The sequence below is a fragment of the Pseudoxanthomonas taiwanensis genome (genome assembly GCF_010093135.1).
Taxonomy (GTDB): Bacteria; Pseudomonadota; Gammaproteobacteria; order Xanthomonadales; family Xanthomonadaceae; genus Pseudoxanthomonas; species Pseudoxanthomonas taiwanensis.
This window is the reverse complement of sequence record NZ_PDWK01000009.1, coordinates 39,932-57,388: the sequence shown is the minus strand read 5'-3', so window position 1 is coordinate 57,388 and position 17,457 is coordinate 39,932. Positions and strand designations below refer to the sequence as shown.

General features: G+C 71.2%; 15 protein-coding genes. 5 read left to right on the top strand and 10 right to left on the bottom strand.

What is annotated here, in order from left to right:
* Positions 1-474, top strand: a 474-nt coding sequence (locus CR938_RS03180; RefSeq protein ID WP_162123626.1) for an IS5 family transposase, incomplete at its 5' end; no start/stop codon positions are given.
* A gap of 305 nt (positions 475-779) precedes the next feature.
* Here CR938_RS03180 and CR938_RS03175 read toward each other — a convergent pair.
* The 10 genes from CR938_RS03175 to CR938_RS03130 form a co-directional block, all read right to left on the bottom strand.
* On the bottom strand, positions 780-1,940 hold the full coding sequence (locus tag CR938_RS03175; protein WP_162123625.1) for a phage portal protein: 1,161 nt from the start codon (positions 1,938-1,940) through the stop codon (positions 780-782).
* Complete coding sequence (locus CR938_RS03170; RefSeq protein WP_162123624.1) at positions 1,937-2,458, bottom strand: HK97 family phage prohead protease; 522 nt, start codon at positions 2,456-2,458, stop codon at positions 1,937-1,939. The genes CR938_RS03175 and CR938_RS03170 overlap by 4 nt, the downstream gene beginning before the upstream one ends.
* Entirely contained in the window at positions 2,458-3,681 is a 1,224-nt protein-coding gene (locus tag CR938_RS03165) for a phage major capsid protein (protein ID WP_162123623.1), read from the bottom strand. The genes CR938_RS03170 and CR938_RS03165 overlap by 1 nt, the downstream gene beginning before the upstream one ends.
* A 144-nt stretch (positions 3,682-3,825) precedes the next feature.
* A complete protein-coding gene (locus tag CR938_RS03160; protein ID WP_162123622.1) occupies positions 3,826-4,059 on the bottom strand; it encodes a hypothetical protein in 234 nt (77 codons plus the stop codon).
* Complete coding sequence (locus CR938_RS03155; protein ID WP_162123621.1) at positions 4,049-5,242, bottom strand: AAA family ATPase; 1,194 nt, start codon at positions 5,240-5,242, stop codon at positions 4,049-4,051. Before CR938_RS03155 ends, CR938_RS03160 begins: the two co-directional genes overlap by 11 nt.
* Positions 5,239-5,766, bottom strand: coding sequence for a DNA primase (locus CR938_RS03150; RefSeq protein ID WP_162123620.1), 528 nt, complete (start codon positions 5,764-5,766; stop codon positions 5,239-5,241). The genes CR938_RS03155 and CR938_RS03150 overlap by 4 nt, the downstream gene beginning before the upstream one ends.
* Before the next feature lie 2 nt (positions 5,767-5,768).
* Positions 5,769-6,044, bottom strand: a complete 276-nt coding sequence (locus CR938_RS03145) for a phage head-tail connector protein (RefSeq protein ID WP_162123619.1) — start codon at positions 6,042-6,044, stop codon at positions 5,769-5,771.
* Positions 6,044-6,298 (bottom strand): helix-turn-helix domain-containing protein, encoded by a 255-nt coding sequence (locus CR938_RS03140; RefSeq protein ID WP_162123618.1) that lies wholly within the window; start codon positions 6,296-6,298, stop codon positions 6,044-6,046. The genes CR938_RS03145 and CR938_RS03140 overlap by 1 nt, the downstream gene beginning before the upstream one ends.
* 64 nt (positions 6,299-6,362) lie before the next feature.
* Positions 6,363-7,022 carry a hypothetical protein gene (locus CR938_RS03135; protein WP_162123617.1) on the bottom strand — a complete coding sequence of 220 codons (660 nt, stop codon included), beginning with the start codon at positions 7,020-7,022 and terminating at the stop codon, positions 6,363-6,365.
* A 65-nt stretch (positions 7,023-7,087) separates the two neighbouring features.
* Positions 7,088-8,272 (bottom strand): integrase family protein, encoded by a 1,185-nt coding sequence (locus CR938_RS03130; RefSeq protein ID WP_162123616.1) that lies wholly within the window; start codon positions 8,270-8,272, stop codon positions 7,088-7,090.
* A gap of 323 nt (positions 8,273-8,595) precedes the next feature.
* Between CR938_RS03130 and CR938_RS03125 the strand changes: the two genes are divergently transcribed.
* The 4 genes from CR938_RS03125 to CR938_RS03110 all read left to right on the top strand — a co-directional run bounded on the left by CR938_RS03125 (position 8,596) and on the right by CR938_RS03110 (position 17,419).
* Positions 8,596-10,428, top strand: coding sequence for a sensor histidine kinase (locus CR938_RS03125; protein ID WP_246190948.1), 1,833 nt, complete (start codon positions 8,596-8,598; stop codon positions 10,426-10,428).
* Positions 10,425-10,868 carry a response regulator gene (locus CR938_RS03120; protein ID WP_162123614.1) on the top strand — a complete coding sequence of 148 codons (444 nt, stop codon included), beginning with the start codon at positions 10,425-10,427 and terminating at the stop codon, positions 10,866-10,868. The genes CR938_RS03125 and CR938_RS03120 overlap by 4 nt, the downstream gene beginning before the upstream one ends.
* A gap of 3 nt (positions 10,869-10,871) precedes the next feature.
* A complete protein-coding gene (locus CR938_RS03115; RefSeq protein ID WP_162123613.1) occupies positions 10,872-12,395 on the top strand; it encodes a sensor histidine kinase in 1,524 nt (507 codons plus the stop codon).
* Positions 12,396-12,499: 104 nt separating this feature from the next.
* A complete protein-coding gene (locus CR938_RS03110; RefSeq protein WP_162123612.1) occupies positions 12,500-17,419 on the top strand; it encodes an alpha-2-macroglobulin family protein in 4,920 nt (1,639 codons plus the stop codon).
* The last annotated feature ends 38 nt before the right edge of the window (positions 17,420-17,457 follow it).

The window sequence follows — 17,457 nt, the reverse complement described above, 5'->3', positions numbered from 1 at the left end:
AACCAGTGGTTCTTCGGGATGAAGGCGCACATCGGCGTGGATGACGCGTCCGGTCTGGTGCACCACGTGGAATGCACGGCGGCGAACGTGGCCGACGTGACGCAGGTGCACAAGCTGCTGCACGGCCGGGAAGACACGGTGTGCGGCGACAGCGGCTACACGGGTGCCGAGAAGCGCGAGGAGCTGCAGGACGTGGACGCCGGATTCCTGATCGCGGAGAAGCCGTCGAAGCTGCGTGCGATGAAGAACGAGCGCGAGCGGCGCTACGCCGAGCGGTGGGAGCGCTACAAGGCCAGTCTGCGGGCGAAGGTGGAGCACCCGTTCCGGGTGATCAAGCGGCAGTTCGGCTACACGAAGGTGCGCTACCGCGGCCTGGCGAAGAACGCGGCGCAGGTGCTGACGCTGTTCGCGCTGTCGAACCTGTGGATGGCGCGCCGGCGTTTGTTGCCGACGACGGGAGCAGTGCGTCCGTAAGGCGGGGAAACCCGCCAAAAACCGCCCTGCACGGGCGAAATCCGGCTCGAAAGCGACGCCAGGCCGGCGCCACGATGCCGCAATCCGGGCGGCAGAGCGGGTTGTTCAGACCTTCCTTGGCGGGTTGGCCGCACATGCGGCACAGCGGCTCCTCAGCGAGGATGCGGGCGCGCAGGCGCTTCCAGGCGGCACTGTCCAGGCTCAGCGTGCGCCGGGGGTCGGCGTGCTTGCCGGACGGCCTCGCCTTGCGCTTGGCGTGCTCCAGGGGCGTGGGCGCGGTCTGGATGCCGCGCGCCTTCATCGGGTCAAGCGTCTTCAGTCGGGCCATCGTCGATGCCCTCCACGGTTGGCAGGTTCTCCAGGCGGCGGGCCTCGCTGCGCAGCAGCCAGCCTGCCTCGATGCCGGACTTGTAAAACTCGGCCCGGTGTTTGGCGTCGCCCCTCAGCAGCCCCTCGGCGCTGAACTCGATGAAGTAGCGGTTGCGCGCGATCGGCCCCATTAGGGCGCGCTCCAGCGCCTGCTCCCATCGGGCAAGCCACGGGCGCAGGGTGACGGTCACGAAGTGCCGCATCATCTCGACCGAGTTGGAGAAGTTGGCGTGGCGCAGGTCGCCCAACAGCACGGGCGGCACGTTGAACAGTCGGGCCACTTCCTCGACGCTGAACTGCCGGGCCGCGAGCCATTGCGCATCCTCGTTGCTCATGCTCAGCGGCTGGAACTCCAGGCCATGCTCGAGCACGGCGACCTTGCCGGAGTTGGCGGCGCCGCCGAATTGCTGGCGCCAGCTCTCGCTGATGCGTTCCGCGCTGCCCTTGTCCAGGACGTGCGGCGTCTTCAGGACGCCGGACAGCTTGGCCCCGTTGGCGAAGGTGCGGTTGCCGTGTTCCTGCTGCGCCAGGATGCCGCCCAGCATCTCGCGGGCGGTGGTGATGCGGGACTTGCCCACCAGGCCATCATCCGACCGGTCGCGCAGGTGCAGCACTTCATCGGCCAGCAGCCGGCGCAGCTCGCCGCCCTCGCTCACGTCATACCGGAGCCGGCCACTCGGCAGCTTCACGATGGTCACGTCGCGCGGATGGATCGGCGTCAGCGCGGTGACGGTCCCGGCCGCGTCGCGGTGGATCTCGGCATAGGCGTTGCCCCACAGCAGACAGTGGGCCGTGAGCTGCTCCCGGAACTCCAGCGCCGTCTGCCGCTCGTTCGGCGCATCGTGCAGCACGCGGTAAAGCGGATGATCCGACGCACGCACGCGGTCGCCGTTCTCGCCCCTCTGGTACAGGTGCAGCGGCAGGCTGGCGACGGTGCCGGCAATCAGGTTCACGGCCGCGTGGACGGTGGCGATGCTCTCGGCTGTCTTGCTGTCCACGAACGCACCAGACGCGCTCAGGGCGCCCCGGTCGATCAGTGCGGCCCAGCTCGGGTCAATCGGCGCATCGCGCTTCTCGCGCTTCCACGGCCACCTCATCGGCATGTCTCCAGCCAGTACCGCAGGACGCCCAGACGGTCCCGGTCGCCCGGTTGCCGACTGCGCAGGGATACGGTGGTCGTCGGATAGGCCGGGTGCGCCTGCACGATCGAGATTTCATGCAGCTCGACCTCGTGCAGCGTGCGCAGGTCGCCATCCCAGCTGTCTCGGGTGGCGATGAATCCAATGGACACGCCGCCCAGGTCGCCACGCTCGGCCAGGGCGCGCAGGTCGCGGCCGGCGGTCGTGTCCGGCAGGGTGATGCGGTAGGCCAGGCCCTGCGCCGTCTCGCTCAGCTCCAGCGAGCCGCTGCGGGTGCGCCCCAGCACCTTGCCGGGGTCGTGGTCCACCAGCGCCAGGATGTCCCGGTTCTCGCTCAGCGTGCGGGCGAAGGCGCCAGGGGCGATGACCTCCCGGAAGTCTGCGATCCGGGTCTCGCTCCCGTAGGGGGCCGCCAGCCCGACAAGCTGGCGGCCCTCCACGGTCGCACCGGTTGCGAAGCGGCGCTCCAGGTCCATTACGGCGCCCCGGCGGTCGCCACCACGAAGGCTTCCTCGTGCCGTACCGCCACGTCCACCGTGGCGAAGGCTCGGACCAGGACGCCACCGCGCCGGTAGGGAGCTTCGGCGTAGGGGTTGACCAGCAGCTCCACCGCGCCCCACTGGCCCAGCAGAACCTGCGTCCAGTCGCCCAGGATGGCGGTCTCGGCCGGTGCCGCGTTGGACGATGCGACCGGCAGCTCGCCGATGGTCTTGGCGGTGGCGATGTAGTCGGAGCCGGCGCTGGCCGCCTTCAGGATGCCGCGCAAGTTGGTCAGCACGCCCGGCGACGTGTACCAGCCGGTCGGGTTGACGTTGAGCGCCGCCAGCTGCTGCTCGATCGCCAGCACGTCCGCCCAGGTGGCCGGCAGCTCAGCGGTCAGCACGTCCGGCATGTTCACGATGCCCAGCGGCTGCCCGCCCGTGCCGGTGCCGGCGATGATGGCCCGGTCCACCGCCTGCGCGATGGCGAAGCTCAGGTCGTCGCGGGCCAGGTCTTCCACCGCCGGCGAACTCTGCTGGATCAGCTGCCGCGACAGCTCGGTGATGCCGCCGACGTGGTGCGGGGTCAGGGTCACGCTCTCGAAGTCCATGTCGGACTCAGGGAGCGCCTGGCCTTCGGTCACCCAGCCCACGGTCAGGCCGGCGCCGGCCTTCGGGATGGACACGTTGCCGGTCAGGCCCGACAGGGTGCGGACGCCCAGGGAGCGCACCAGCAGCGAGTTGCGCAGCGGGCCGATGAACATGTCGGCGCGGTGATCGGTGCCCACCAACTCCCCGGCGGTGCCGGTGGTGTTGGCGCGGCGCTCGAAGGTGGACAGCGGGACCAGGATGCCGCCGTGCTTCGGCGCACCGTGGCGGCGCTCCAGCTCCGCATGGACCTCGGCTTCGGCACCGGTCAGCGCCCGGCCTTCCATGCCGGCTCGCAGGACCGACAGCAGCGAAACGCGCTTTTCCAGCTCGGCCAGGGTGTCGCCATTGCCGGTGACAACGGTGCCCACGGCGCGGCGCTCTGCGTCGTCCAGGAACTGCTGGCGCTGCTCGGCAGCTTCCAGCGCGGTGATCTCGGTCCTGAGCGCGTCGAACTTCGACTGCTCGTCGGTGGTCAGGCTGCGGTTTTCGCGCTCGGCGGTCGCCAGCAGGGTGCGGGCTTCGGCGATCTTGCTGGTGCGCTGCTCGCGAATTGCGGTGATGCTGGGCATCGGTTTCTCCGGAGTGTAGGAACGTTCCGGACGTACTAATTACGCCCACGAATAGCCGCGCGCAAACACCATTGCCGGCGACACTTGGCGACACTTGGCGAGCGTTGAAGGCGATAGCGCGATTGGCAGAAGTGCGCAGGCCGATCAGGACTTCCGTGTCCTGCATCGCGGACAGAGGCAGCGCCCGGCGGCGATGGCCTCGGACAGTGACCTCATGAATAACGGCAGGTGGCCGACAGGAAACCAGCCCTCACGCAGCGCGCGCCCGTACTCGGCGACATCCATGTCGTCCAGGTGCTCGAAGGCGACTTCGGGATCGACGCCGGCGGTTAGGCAGGCATCGAACAGCATGGCGGCGACACCACGATCAGCGGTCATCGTCGGCGCTCCCGAAGCGGGCCAAGATGCGTTCCCGCATGGCTGCTATGTCGGTCACGGTGGCGTCAGTCGCGCCAGTCGCGCCAGTTGCGCCACTCTCAGGGTGTGGCGCGAATGGCGCGACTGTGGATTTACTGGCGCGACTGCACAGTCGCCATGTGGCCGGTTGACCGAATCCACCCCGCCGAGAATCGACCCCTGCTCGGCGCATTGCCCTTTGAACAGTTCGCCACGCAAAGCCTGCTTCGTCCGCCTGCTTCTTCACGTCCTTGACCGGCATAGGCCCCGCAGACAGCACCTCTTTCAACCAGTCGACGGCATCGTGCTGCTCAACATGTTCATCGTCCTGCTGCTCGGCAGCCCCCAGCAGTTCGCGTGCGGTGCCCTCCAGCGCCTCGCCCCACGACACCCTCGACGCCTCCATGCCGCCGCCGATGGCGATCTGCTCTAGCGTGTAGCGGAAGCCGCCGCCGTCCGGGCCGATGTTCGACTTGGCACGCGCCAGCAGCCGGTCGCCGTCCTCGCCCTTGGCGGTGACCAACACGACGCGGGCCAACGCCCCGAAGGCAATCGATCCGGTCACCCGCTCGATTGGATCGCGGCCAGCCGAGCCTTTGGAGAAGTGACTGATGCCCAGCACCGCGCAGTCCAGCCGCTGCCCCAGATTGACCAGCGGTTGCAGCGCGCGGCGAACCTCCGTGTTCTTGTGTGAGTCGCCGGAAACGGCGGACACCACGGGGTCGGCGATCAGCAGCGCCACGTCGTCGTAGTGGTCCAGCTGCCATTCCAGCGCCTGGATGTCTCTTGCCGGATCGAACGGGCGGGGTTCTTCCTCGGTCAGCGTGTCGCCGACGATCAGCACCCGGCCAAGATCAGCACCGGCAGCGCGCAGGCGCGGCACCAGCGTATCGGCGGGGTCGTCCTCACCCGACCAGACCAGGACGCGCCCAGGTGGTGCCACGGTGCCGTCAGGCCACCTTCCGCCGCGCGTGATCGTCGCCGCCAGCGCAAGGGCGGCCGTGGTCTTGCCGGTGCCAGGTGCGCCCGCGAGGACGTGCAACTTCCCCCGCGCCAGCCAGCCCGGCCAAAGCCACCGGATCGGCTGGCACCGGATCGCACTGGCCGGCGTCAGCCGCACGCCATCGAGTGCCGCGCGCGCCTGTTCTTCGATGGTCGCGCTCATCGGCGATCCTCCACAAGTGCAGCGCGGGCGTTGCCGATGCGTTCCTCAGCCTTCACCAGCCGGCAGTAGTCGTTCCAGTCCAGCGGCTCATCCCGCAGCAGCTTTGCCGCCGCGATATGCACGATGGTGGCCTCCATCGACAGCACAGACAACGCGGATGCCCAGCCCGCCTCACGGATTGCCCGGCGCGCCTGCCTGCGTTCCTCAGGCGACTCCGGCCAGTGCCGGGGCGGCATGATGTCCGCCCAGCCCAGCCCGACCGCCTCCAGCACCTCGATGGCCTTGCAGCCGCCGAAACAGTGCAGCAGGACGCGGCCTTCGCGCTCGGCTATGCTCAGCTTGCGGCTGCGCCCGCCGCAGGCCGGACACTTCGCGCGCCAGCCGTTGCCGGACTTCTGGACGCCTTCCAGCCGTTGCAGCAGGGGTTCGGCGCTGGCATGATCGACGTGGAACCGCTGCCCGCTCGCAAACGTTCCAGAAGCCCCGGCCCGCCAGCCGGGGTTTCGCTTTTCAGGGGCGCGCATCATCAGGCACCCCCTACGCCGGAACCGGTCCGGAACGGGAACAGCAGCAGCCGCCCCACCTGTCGGCAGCGGTCGGCGTCCACCTCGTCGAAGTGCGCACGCCCCAGATAGAAAACGCCCATCAGCTCATCAGGGACGGTTCCATCCGGCGCGCGTTCAAGGTAGGCCGCAGCCTCCGCAATCCCCGCAGTCAGTGCCAGCAGCAGGACATCATCCATGTCATCGCCCAGCACGCGGACGAAGGTTTTGAACTCAGGCAGCAGGGTCAGCGCATCCATTAGGCCACCCCCCGATGGTCGCCCAGGGCTTCGCGGCTCCGGTAGGAAACCGGCCGGCCGGCGTTGCTCTGCGCCTCCAGGTGATCGACCCACGCGCGGACGGCTTCAGGCCGGGCGAAGCGACGGCGCCCGACCAGGAAGGTCTGAAGGTCGCCCGCGTTGATTGCGGAGTAGATCGTGGGGATGGACTCGCCGGTCACTTCGGCGATTTGCCGGATTGACAACTTCAGCGGCTCGAGCTTTGTCACGGTCATGCACCTCTTGCGAAATGCCGCGTCATGCGGCGGGTGCAAGGGTGCTGCGGCGGCCGGCAGCGTCCTAGGATGGATTCTTGGACTTATCCAGGAATCTCTCCGGCTTGAACGCGCGCACAGTGCGCTCGTCCACTTCCTCGCCAAACATCACGCTCGCGAGCGCGGCTACTACGGCCGATGTCAGCCCAGGGCTTACGCTCTGCAACTGGCGCAGGAATGCCGCCCTCGGGGCTTTCGCATCTCTCGGCTTCGGCAGCTGCTGCGGAATCGCTATGTCCCATCCCTGCTGTGCCTTGAAGTGTTGCAGGGCGTCGATGATGGTCCAACCCGTAGCATCCACGGCTTCCTCAAGCCGGAGCGTGGCCGAAAGCCTGCCGTCCACGTCTCCCTCTGGTGGAACTGGAACGCCCATCGCCTCGGCGGCATACAGCAACGCATCCATGCGCACCGGGAATCCCCAGGACTCTGGCGGCGTCGGGGCCGTCTGTAGAAGCTCGACCAGTCGGGAAAACGTCTTGTCGAAAGCGTCCATCCATTCGCGCTGCTCCCGGCCGGTTAGGCTGTCCCAAGCCCTGCGATTGGTCGCCAGCTCGAACACATGGATGACGTTCTCAAGGTCGCTCCAGTGCATCTGCGAAACGTGGCGCCTCGTTCGCTCATCCGAAAGAATCAGCCTAGCCGCCTCTTTGGTCGCGTCGGAATAGGGGCGCAGGAACTCATCCATGCTCCCGTACTCCGCTGCGATCCCGGAAGGGCCGATGCCTTCCAGTCCCCGGCCAACTGCCCCGCTCACAGGAAGTCCACCGCAGCCAGCTTGTCACGCGCGGCCCCGTGCACCAGGTGGCCGTAGTGTTTCTCGATCATCGCCAGGGACGTTCCCGACAGCTTCGCCACCGTCAGCAGGTCCATGCCCGCGACGATGGCATCGGTGATCCAACAGTGCCGCAGGGTGTACATGGTCACGCCGGACGGCAGCCCCGCCTTCGCCGCAGCCGCGCGGATGGCCTCGCTCCAATCCTTCGCGGTCCACGCCCTGCCGCCCTCCTGTGTGAACAGGTGCGCCTTCGGCAGCTTGCCCCTTGACACCCGGTCAAACAGCGCTTTTGCGGCAGGCGACAACGGCACCTTGCGGTCGTGGCCCTTGGTCTTGAACCGGACGGTTCCCGTGCGCGCGTCGTAGTCCTCGCGCAGGCACGCGGCAGGGTCGCCGGGCCGGCAGCCAGTCAGCGCGACACACTCGATCAGGTCACGCACAGGGCCGTCTGCGGCCTCCAACAGCGATCGCCGCTGCTGCACGTCCAGATACAGCTCCCGGCGCCGCGTCGCGTCCCTGTGCGGCCTCACGTTCGCCCACTCGATGACGCGATCCGGCGACACCTTGCGCCGGCGCACCGCATGATTCAGTGCCGCCACCAGTACGGCGCGAATGCGGTTCGCGCTCGACTTGCTCAACGGCCTGGCCTCGGGCGGCCGCCCCTTCTTGACCGGCAGGTCCGGCAGGTCTCCGGCCTCGACGCGATCGCGCCATGCGGCCACGTCGTCCTCGTGCAGGTCGGCCAGCCTGATCTTGCCGATCCGGTCCGGATAGACGCAGCGCTCAAACCGGCGCTCGGCATCGGCGGCGGCAGCCTCTCGCCCTTCCTTGCGCAAGGCATTCACGTAGTCCCTGCAGGCGTCGGCGACCGTCCCGCGATCTTTCGGCTTGGCCACGGCCAGCGGCGCGCCGTGCTCGGCCACCTCGCCCAGCTCGCGGCGTGCGGCTTCGCGCGCGCCATCCAGCGTCATGACGGGATAGGTGCCGATGACGCGCTCCTGCCCGCGCCCCCATGTGATAGCCCAAGTCTTCTTGCCCGCTGGCGTGACACGCAGCATCAGGCCGGGCACGACAGCATCGCGCAGGCGGTACAGCGAGCCCGCCGGCTTGGCGGCATTGATCATCTTCAGGGTCAGGTGTTCGCGGGTGACTTTGGCCATGTCGCGGGCTCCGTTCTGCAGGACCGTCCTGCAACCGTCCTGCAAAATGTACCACGTCGCGAAGTGTCGCCAAGTGTCGCATCCTTATAAATCAATCACTTGTGGAGTAACCCATTGATCAAAAAGGGGGCATCTTGTCGTTCACACGGCAAGGGTCGCAGGTTCGATCCCTGCACCGCCCACCAGATTCCTTCCGGAAGGTCGGCTCCTTGAGCCGGCCTTCACGTTTTTCTATCGTCTGCTTCGCAATGCTTAACCGGGCAGCACGCCGGCGCCGGGGCGCCGGCGTGGCCGGGGACGAAGCCCGAGGGGAGGAGGCCGTTTTGCGGGAAGGTGCGCTGGAAGACTTCATTGCCCGCTGGCGGCTGCCGCTGCTGGTCTCGGCCGTCATCCTGATCCTGCTGGTCCCGTACCTGCTGATCCGGCAGTGGACCACGGAGAGCCAGGCGGCCCAGGAATGGGTCCGGCACACCCATGAGGTCCAGGCCGCCGCCCGCGAGGTGGAGGCGAAGATCCGCCGCGTGGACTCGCTGGGCATGGCCGTGGGGCTCAGTCCCGGCAACCCGGAGCTGCACCGGCGCCTGGAGGAGGCCATCGCCGAGGTCGGCCCGGCCCTGGAGCGCCTGGTCGCGCTCACCCGCGACAATCCCGAGCAGATGCGCCTGGCCGGGCGCCTGGAGACCCTGTTCCAGCGCCGCATCGAGGGCGCCCGCGCCCTGGCCATGGGCGTGGACGACCCGGAGAAGGTGGCGCTGGTGGACCAGCTCTACGGCCGCTACCAGATCCGCGAGCTGCTGCAGGAGTTCATCGGCAACGAGGCGGCGATGCTCAGCGAACGGGCCCGCTACGCGGAGTGGCAGCGCTGGCGGGTGCGCTGGCTGGGCCTGGGCGCGCTGCTGGTGCAGCTGCTGCTGATGGGGCTGGTGATCTACCTGCTGCACCGCCAGGAACGCTACCGGATGCAGTCCGAGCGCCGGCTGTCCAAGGCCAGCGAGCGTGCCCGCGCGGTGCTGGCGACGGTGCGCGAGCCGATCGTGGTGCTGGACGGGCAGCTGCGGGTGGTGATGCACAACCCGGCCTTCGCCGAGCTGTACGGTGGCGATCCCGGCCGCACCTGGGACCACAGCGTGGCCCTGGAGGAGATCGGCGATGCCTGGCGCGACCCGATGATCCGCCAGCGCCTGTCGGACGTGTTGACCCGCGGCCGCGAACTGTGGGACTACGAGCACATCCAGCGCACCGTGGACGGCCAGGTGCGGACCATGATGGTCAACGCCCGGCGCATGCAGCTGCCGGACCGCGACGACGACGTGGTGCTGATGACGGTCAGCGACATCACCGTGCAGAAGGCCGCGCAGGCGCGCATCGCCGAGCTGAACCGGCAACTGGAGGGCAAGGTGGAGCAGGTCTCGGAGGTCAACCGCGAACTGGAGGCGTTCAGCTACTCGGTCTCGCACGACCTGCGCGCGCCGCTGCGCCACGTGGCCGGCTTCTCGGACAAGCTGGCCCAGCACCTGGGCGCCAGCCTGGACGACAAGGCGCGGCACTACCTGGAGGTGATCGGCGATTCGGCCCGCCGCATGTCGGCGCTGATCGACGACCTGCTGGTGTATTCGCGCCTGGGCCGGCACGCGCTCAAGCTGCAACCGGTGGACATGCAGTCGCTGGCCGAGGAGACGCGCGCGGTGCTGGATTCGGGTCGCCGCGCCGAAGCCGAGGCGGAAGGCCGGCAGCCCGGCCGCGTCGAGTGGCACATCGCGCCGCTGCCGGTGGTGGTGGCCGACGAGAACATGATGCGGCAGGTGTGGCTGAACCTGCTGGGCAATGCGGTCAAGTACTCGGCCGGACGCGACCCGGCGGTGATCGAGGTCGGCTACGAACGGATGCCGGACGGCCAGCACCACTTCAGCGTCCGCGACAACGGTGTGGGCTTCGACATGGCCTACGCCGGCAAGCTGTTCGGGGTGTTCCAGCGGCTGCACAAGGCCAGCGAGTTCCCCGGCACCGGCATCGGCCTGGCCAGCGTGCGCCGGGTCCTGGCCCGCCACGGCGGCCGGATCTGGGCCGAATCCGAGCCCGACCGCGGCGCCACCTTCCATTTCATCCTGCCTCCGGGGCAGGATTCGACCAACACCCTGGGGAGCCCTGGCACATGAGCGCGATCCGGACCATCCTGCTGGCCGAAGACAGCCCCGCCGACGCCGAAATGGCCATCGACGCGCTGCGCGAGGCCAACCTCGCCAATCCCATCGTGCACGTGGAGGACGGAGTGGAGGTGCTGGAGTACCTGTACCGCAAGGGACGCTTCGCCGACCGGCCCGACGAGGTGCCGGTGGTGCTGCTGCTGGACATCAAGATGCCGCGCATGGACGGGCTGGAGGTGCTGCAGCGGATCCGGGCCGACGAGAAGCTGCGGCGGATGCCGGTGGTGATCCTGTCCTCGTCCCGCGAGGAGAGTGACCTGGCGCGCAGCTGGGACCTCGGGGTCAACGCCTACGTGGTCAAGCCCGTGGACATCCAGCAGTTCTTCGAGGCGGTCAAGACCCTGGGCCAGTTCTGGGCGCTGGTCAACGAGGCGCCCTCGCGGGAAGGCTGAGCCATGCCCCTGCGCGCCATAAGCCGCGAAGGCCGGGTGCGGGTCCTGTTCGTCGAGGACTCGCCCGAGGACGCCGAGCTGCTGCAGCTGCAGCTGGAGGAGGCCGGCCTGGTCGCCGACTACATGCGGGTCGAGGACGAGGCCGGCCTGCGCCGGGCGCTGGCCGAGTTCCGTCCCGACATCGTGCTGTCGGACCTGAGCATGCCCGGCTTCTCCGGGCACGAGGCCCTGCGCATCGTCCGCGCGCACAATCCCAACCTGCCGTTCGTGTACGTGTCCGGCACGATGGGCGAGGACGTGGCGGTGGCGGCGCTGCGCGAGGGCGCCAACGACTACATCCTCAAGCACAGCGCCGCGCGCCTGCCGGCGGCCGTGGAACGCGCGCTGCGCGAGGCACGCACCGAGGAGGAGCGCCAGCGTGCCGAGCACGAGCTGATGCGCACCCAGCGCCTGGAGAGCCTGGCGCTGCTGGCCGCGGGCCTGAGCCACGACCTGCGCAACATCCTGCAGCCGCTGCTGATCGTGCCGGAGCTGATCGCCCAGCGCAGCGACGACCCGCGCCTGCACCAGCTGGCCGCGGTGGTGGCCGAATGCGGCCGTCGCGGCCACGAGATGGCCGAGTCCATGCTCTCGTTCGTGCGCGGCTCCCGTCGCAGCAGCGAGCGCTTCCGCGTGGCCGACCTGTTCCACGCCGTGGAGCTGCTGATCAAGGGCAGCCTGCCGCGCACCGTGCAGCTGGAGGTGCGGGTGGCCGATCCGGAGCTGGCGCTGCGCGCCAATTACACCGAGCTGCAGCAGAGCCTGCTCAACCTGTGCCTGAACGCCATCCACGCCATGCCGCAGGGCGGGGTGCTGGAGCTGGCGGCCGAGGCGCGCGGCCAGGAGGTGGTGCTGTCGGTGCGCGACACCGGCGTGGGCATGGGCGAGGAGACGCTGCGGCAGCTGTTCACCCCGTTCTTCACCACCAAGCCCGACGGCACCGGCCTGGGCCTGGTCTCGTGCAAGCGCATCGTCGAGAGCGCCGGCGGGCGCATCGAGGTGTCCAGCCGGCCGGGCGAGGGCACCTGCTTCGAGCTGTGGCTGCCGGCGGTGCCGGAGGAGGAACCGGAGCAGGTCGAACCGGCCGCGGCGGCCGGGGCCGTGGCCGGCCACGGCGAGCGCATCCTGCTGGTGTTCCGCGAGGGCGCGCGGCTGTCGCTGGTCGGCAACGCCCTGGCCAGCCAGGGCTACCGGCCGGACCTGGCCGCCGACGGCGCCGCCGCGCTGCGCCGCTGGGCCGAGGCCGGTGCACCGGACCTGGTGATCGTGGACAGCGGCATCGCCCTGTTCCCGGCCGCGGCGCTACTGGCCACCATGTACGAGTCCGGCTACCGCGGCCCGGCCATCGTCATCGAGGATGGGGCGGCGCCGTTCGACCCGGCGCTGGTGCCGGCGGACCTGCCGCTGCAGCGCCTGCCGCGGCCGCTGGACATGCACCGCCTGTTCCAGGCGGTCGCCGGCGCGCTGTCGCACGCGCGCCCGCAATAGGCCAAGCGCGCGCCTGCCGGCCGGACACGGCAGTCCCTATACTCGCCGCGTCGAAGCAGGAGAGCGCGCCGATGCGGGCGGAACGGAAGGAGCGACGGGGCTGGATGCGCCGCATGGCGGCCGTGCTCGGCCTGGTGGTGCTGGTGGCGGCCGGCTGCGCCCGCGATCCGGGCGGGCAGCTGCCCGAGCCGGGTGGCGAGAAGCTGGAGGCGCAGCGCGGCGAGGTCGAAGGCTTCGCCCTGGTCCGCGCCTGGCCGGACATGTACGAAGGCCGTCTGACCCTCGCCCTGGAGTTCTCCCGGCCGCTGGTCGGCACCCAGGACTTCGACCGCCTGCTGGCGGTGGAGCCGGCGGTGGAGGGCGGGGCCGGCTGGTCGCTGTCGGAGGACGCGCGCATCCTGCGCCTGCCCTTCGTCGAGCCGGCGCGCGACTACACCGTGACCATCGGCGCCGGCCTGCTGGCGGCCGACGGCAGCCCCTTCGAACAGCCCGTCCGCAGGACCGTGCACACCGGCGAGCTGGAGCCGGCGGTGGGCTTCGCCTCGCAGGGCAGCGTGCTGCCGGCGCGCGAGAGCCGCGGCCTGCCGGTGGTGTCGGTGAACGTGGACGAGGTGGACGTGGAGTTCCTGCGCGTGCGCGAGGATGCGCTGCCGCGCTTCTTCGCCCTGTTCCAGCGCGGCGGCCGCCGCGGCGGCTGGGAGCTGGACGCCGACTATGGCGACCGCACCCCGCTGCGCGAGCTGGCCGAGCCGGTCTACCTCAACCGCTTCGTGCTGCCGGGCGAGCGCAACGAGCGCGTGCTCAACTACCTGCCGGTGCAGGACATCGCCCAGCTGCAGGCGCCGGGCCTGTACTTCGCGGTGCTGCGCCGGGTCGGACAGTTCTCCGACCAGTACGACACCACCTTCTTCACGGTCAGCGACGTCGGCCTGCACGCGCGTGCCTACCGCGACGCGCTGTACGTGCACACCGCTTCGCTGCGCGACGGCGCCCCGCTCAAGGGCGTGGAGCTGCGCGTGCTCGACGCCAGGGGCCAGGCCATCCTGCGCTCGGCCACCGACGGCAACGGCAATGCCCTGCTGGACTACCGCCTGGACGCCGGCCACGTGCTGGTGGCGCGGCGCGGCAAGGACGTGTCGCTGCTGCCGTTCAACCAGCCGGCGCTGGACCTGTCCGAGTTCGCCGTGGGCGGGCGACCGCAGGCCGATTTCGACGTGTTCGCCTGGTCCGGCCGCGACCTGTACCGGCCGGGCGAGACGCTGCGGGTCTCGGCGCTGCTGCGCGACGGCGACGGCGGCTTGCTGCCGGCGCCGGCCACGGGTGGGCAGCCGCTGTTCCTGCGCCTGAAGCAGCCCGACGGCCGGGTGTTTCGCGAGACCCGGCTGGAGCCGGGCGAGCAGGGCTACTACCGCTTCGAGCTGGAGATCCCCGCCGACGCGCCGACCGGACGCTGGCAGGTGGAGTTCCGCACCGACCCGTCCGCGCGCCAGGCGGTGCAGGGCATGACCCTGCGCATCGAGGAGTTCCTGCCCGAGCGGCTGAGGCTGGACCTGGCGGCCGACGGCCAGGACGTGCTCGCGCCGGGCCAGCCGCTGCGGCTGCGCGCGCAGGCCGACTACCTCTACGGCGCGCCGGCGGCGGGCAACCGCTTCACCGCGCGCATGGCGGTGGCGGTGGCCAGGCAGCCGCTGGAGGGCATGCCGGGCTGGTTCTTCGGGGACCCGACGGTGGAGCTGCCCACCGCCCCGGCCGACGTGCTGGACACCACGCTGGACGCGCAGGGCCGCCTGCGGGCCGAGCTGCCCCTGCCCGAGGAGGCCGCCCGGGCCGCCACGCCGGTGCAGGTGCCCGTGGCCGGCAGCGTGCACGAGAGCGGCGGCCGCCCGGTCGGGCGCAGCCTGCAGCGCGTGCTGTGGCCGGCGCCGGCGCTGGTCGGCGTGCGCCCGCTGTTCGACCCGGAGGAGGGCGCCAACGCCCACGGCCAGGCCCGCTTCGAGCTGCTGCGCGTGGACGCGCAGGGGCGGCCGCAGCCGGCCGCGGGGCTGAAGCTGGCGCTGGGGCGCGAGCTGCGCGCCTACCACTGGCGCCAGGACGGCGAGGGCGGCTGGGAATACGACTTCACCCGCCGCTTCCAGACCGTGCACACCCAGGAGGTGCAGGCCGGTGCCACCGCCACCCGCGTGGCGGTGCCGGTGGAATGGGGCGAGTACCGCCTGGAGGTGACCGACCCGGCCACCGGCCTGGTGATGCGTTTCCCCTTCCATGCCGGCTGGAGCTGGAACGACGACACCCGCGGCCCCGACGCGCGCCCGGACAAGGACAAGCTCGCCCTGGACCGCACCGCCTACCGGGCCGGCGGGACGCTGAAGGTGACAGGGACCCCGCCGCACCCGGGCCGCGGCGTGCTGCTGGTGGAAAGCGACCGCCTGCTGCACGTGCAGGGCATCGAGCTGCGCGGCGCCGAGGGCAAGGCCGCGGCCACCTTCGAGATCCCGGTCACGGAGGACTGGGAGCGCCACGACGTGTACGTGACCGCCCTGGTGTTCCGCGGCGGCTCGGCGGCCTCGCAGGTGACCCCGGCGCGCGCGGTGGGCGTGGTCCACGTGCCTATGCGCCGCGACGACCGCAAGGTGGCGGTGGGCCTGCGCGTGCCGGAGCACATGCGCCCGCAGCAGGAGCTGCCGGTGACGGTGAGCGTGCCGCAGCTGGCCGGCCGCCGCGCGCACGTGGTGGTCTCGGCGGTGGACCTGGGCATCACCAACATCACCCGCTACCCGGTGCCTGACGCGGCGGCGCACTTCTTCGCCCGGCGCCGCCTGGCCACCGATGCCTACGACGTGTACGGCCGGGTGATCGAGAGCCACCCGGGCGGCAGCGCGCGCCTGCGCTTCGGCGGCGACATGGCGCTGCAGGCGCTGCCGCAGGCGCGGCGGCCGACGGCGCGGGTGCAGACCGTGGACCTGTACTCCGGTCCGGTGGCGCTGGACGCCCGGGGCAACGCCCGGCTGAAGCTGGCGGTGCCCGATTTCAACGGCACCCTGCGCGTGTCCGCGCTGGTCTTCGCCGACGACCGCTATGGCAAGCGCGAGGCCGAGGTGCTGGTGCGCGCGCCGGTGGTGGCCGAGGTCGGCATGCCGCGGGTGATGGCCCCGGGCGACCGCGCCACGGTCAGCCTGGACGTGCAGAACTTCAGCGGCCGCGCCGCCGAGTTCCGCGTGCGCGTGGACGGCGAGGGCCCGCTGGCGGTGGCCGGCGGCGAGCGCCGCCTGCGCCTGGAGGACGGCGCCCGCGCCACGCTGGCCTTCCCGCTGGCCGCGCTGCCGGGCCACGGCACCGGGCAGGTGCGGGTGCGCGTGGACGGCGCCGGTTACGCGGTGGACCGCCGCCACGAGCTGCCGGTGCGCGCACCGTGGGCGGCGGTGGCGCGCGCCGCCACCCGCGTGCTCGAGGCCGGCGCTCCGCTGGCGCTGGCCGCGTCCCTGGCCGAGGGCCTGGTTCCGGCCACGGTGCAGGCGCGGGTGCGGATCTCGGCGCTGCCGCCGGTGCCGTTCGCCAGCGCCCTGCAGGGCCTGCTCGACTACCCGTACGGCTGCACCGAGCAGACCGCCAGCAAGGGCTACGCCGCCCTGGCACTGGATGCGGACACCGCCGCGGCGCTGGGCCTGCCGGCGCTGTCGCCGCCGCAGCGGCGCGAGCGCCTGGAGGGCGCGTTCGGGCGCCTGGCGGCGATGCAGGCCGCCAGCGGCCACTTCTCGCTGTGGGGCGGCGACGACGGCGCCGATCCGCTGCTGACCCCGTACGTGGCCGAGTTCCTGCTGGACGCGCGCGAGGCCGGCTTCGCCGTGCCCGAGCACGTGCTGCAGAAGGCGCTGGACCGGCTGGCCGAGGACCTGCTGGCCGGCGGCGCGCCGTTCTACGGGCGCGAGCAGCGCGAGCACCTGCGCTTCGCCTACCGTGCCCACGCCGGCTACGTGCTGGCCCGGGTCAACCGCGCCCCGCTGGGCACGCTGCGGGCCCTGTTCGACCGGGAGCAGGCGCGCAGCCTGACCGGTCTGCCGCTGGTCCAGCTGGGCCTGGCGCTGACGCTGCAGGGCGATGCACGGCGCGGCGAGGCGGCCATCGCCGCCGGCCTCGGCCGTGATCCGCGGCAGCGTCCGGCGTGGCTGGGCGACTACGGCAGTGCCCTGCGCGACCAGGCGCTGGTGCTGGCCCTGCTGCACGAACGCGGCAAGGCGCAGCCGCAGCACGACGCGCGCCTGGCCGACCTGGGCCGCGCCCTGCAGGCGCGGCGCGACCGCGACGGGCGGCTGTGGCTGAGCACCCAGGAGCAGATGGCGCTGGTGCGGCTGGGCCGGGCCCTGCGGCTGCACGGCGAGGCGCGCGTGGCCGGACGCTGGCAGGCCGGCGGCGTGGTGGAGGAGGTGGCGCCCGCGCGCGGCTTCGCGCGCACGCTGGACCACGCCGCGCTGGCCGGCGGCGCGCGCTTCGTGCCGGCCGGCGACGGCCGCCTGTACGCCAGCGTGGAGGTGGCCGGCATCCCGCGCCAGGCCCCGGCGGAGGACCGCAGCGTGGTCGGCATCCGCCGCGACTGGTTCCTGCCCGACGGCACGCCCTGGGCGGGTGGACCGCTGAAGGAAGGGCAGGTGCTGGTGGTGCGGCTGACCGTGCAGGCCGACCAGGCCATGCCCGAGGCACTGGTCACCGACCTGCTGCCGGCAGGCCTGGAGGCGGAGAATCCCAACCTGGCCGACCCGGCGCAGTGGGCCGGGGTGGAAATCGACGGCGTCAGCCTGGCCGCGCGCGCCGGCGCGGCGCAGCTGCGCCACGAGGAATACCGTGACGACCGCTACGTGGCCGCGCTGCGCCTGGATGCCGGCCAGACCGCGCGGCTGTTCTACCTGGCGCGCGCGGTCACGCCCGGCGAGTACACCGTGCCGCCGCCGCAGGCCGAGGACATGTACCAGCCGCAGCTGCGCGGCACCGGCGCCGCACGGCCGGCGAAGGTCACCGTGGTGCCGCCCTGAGCGGGCGGCAGCGCGCGGGCATGAAAAAACCCCGCCAT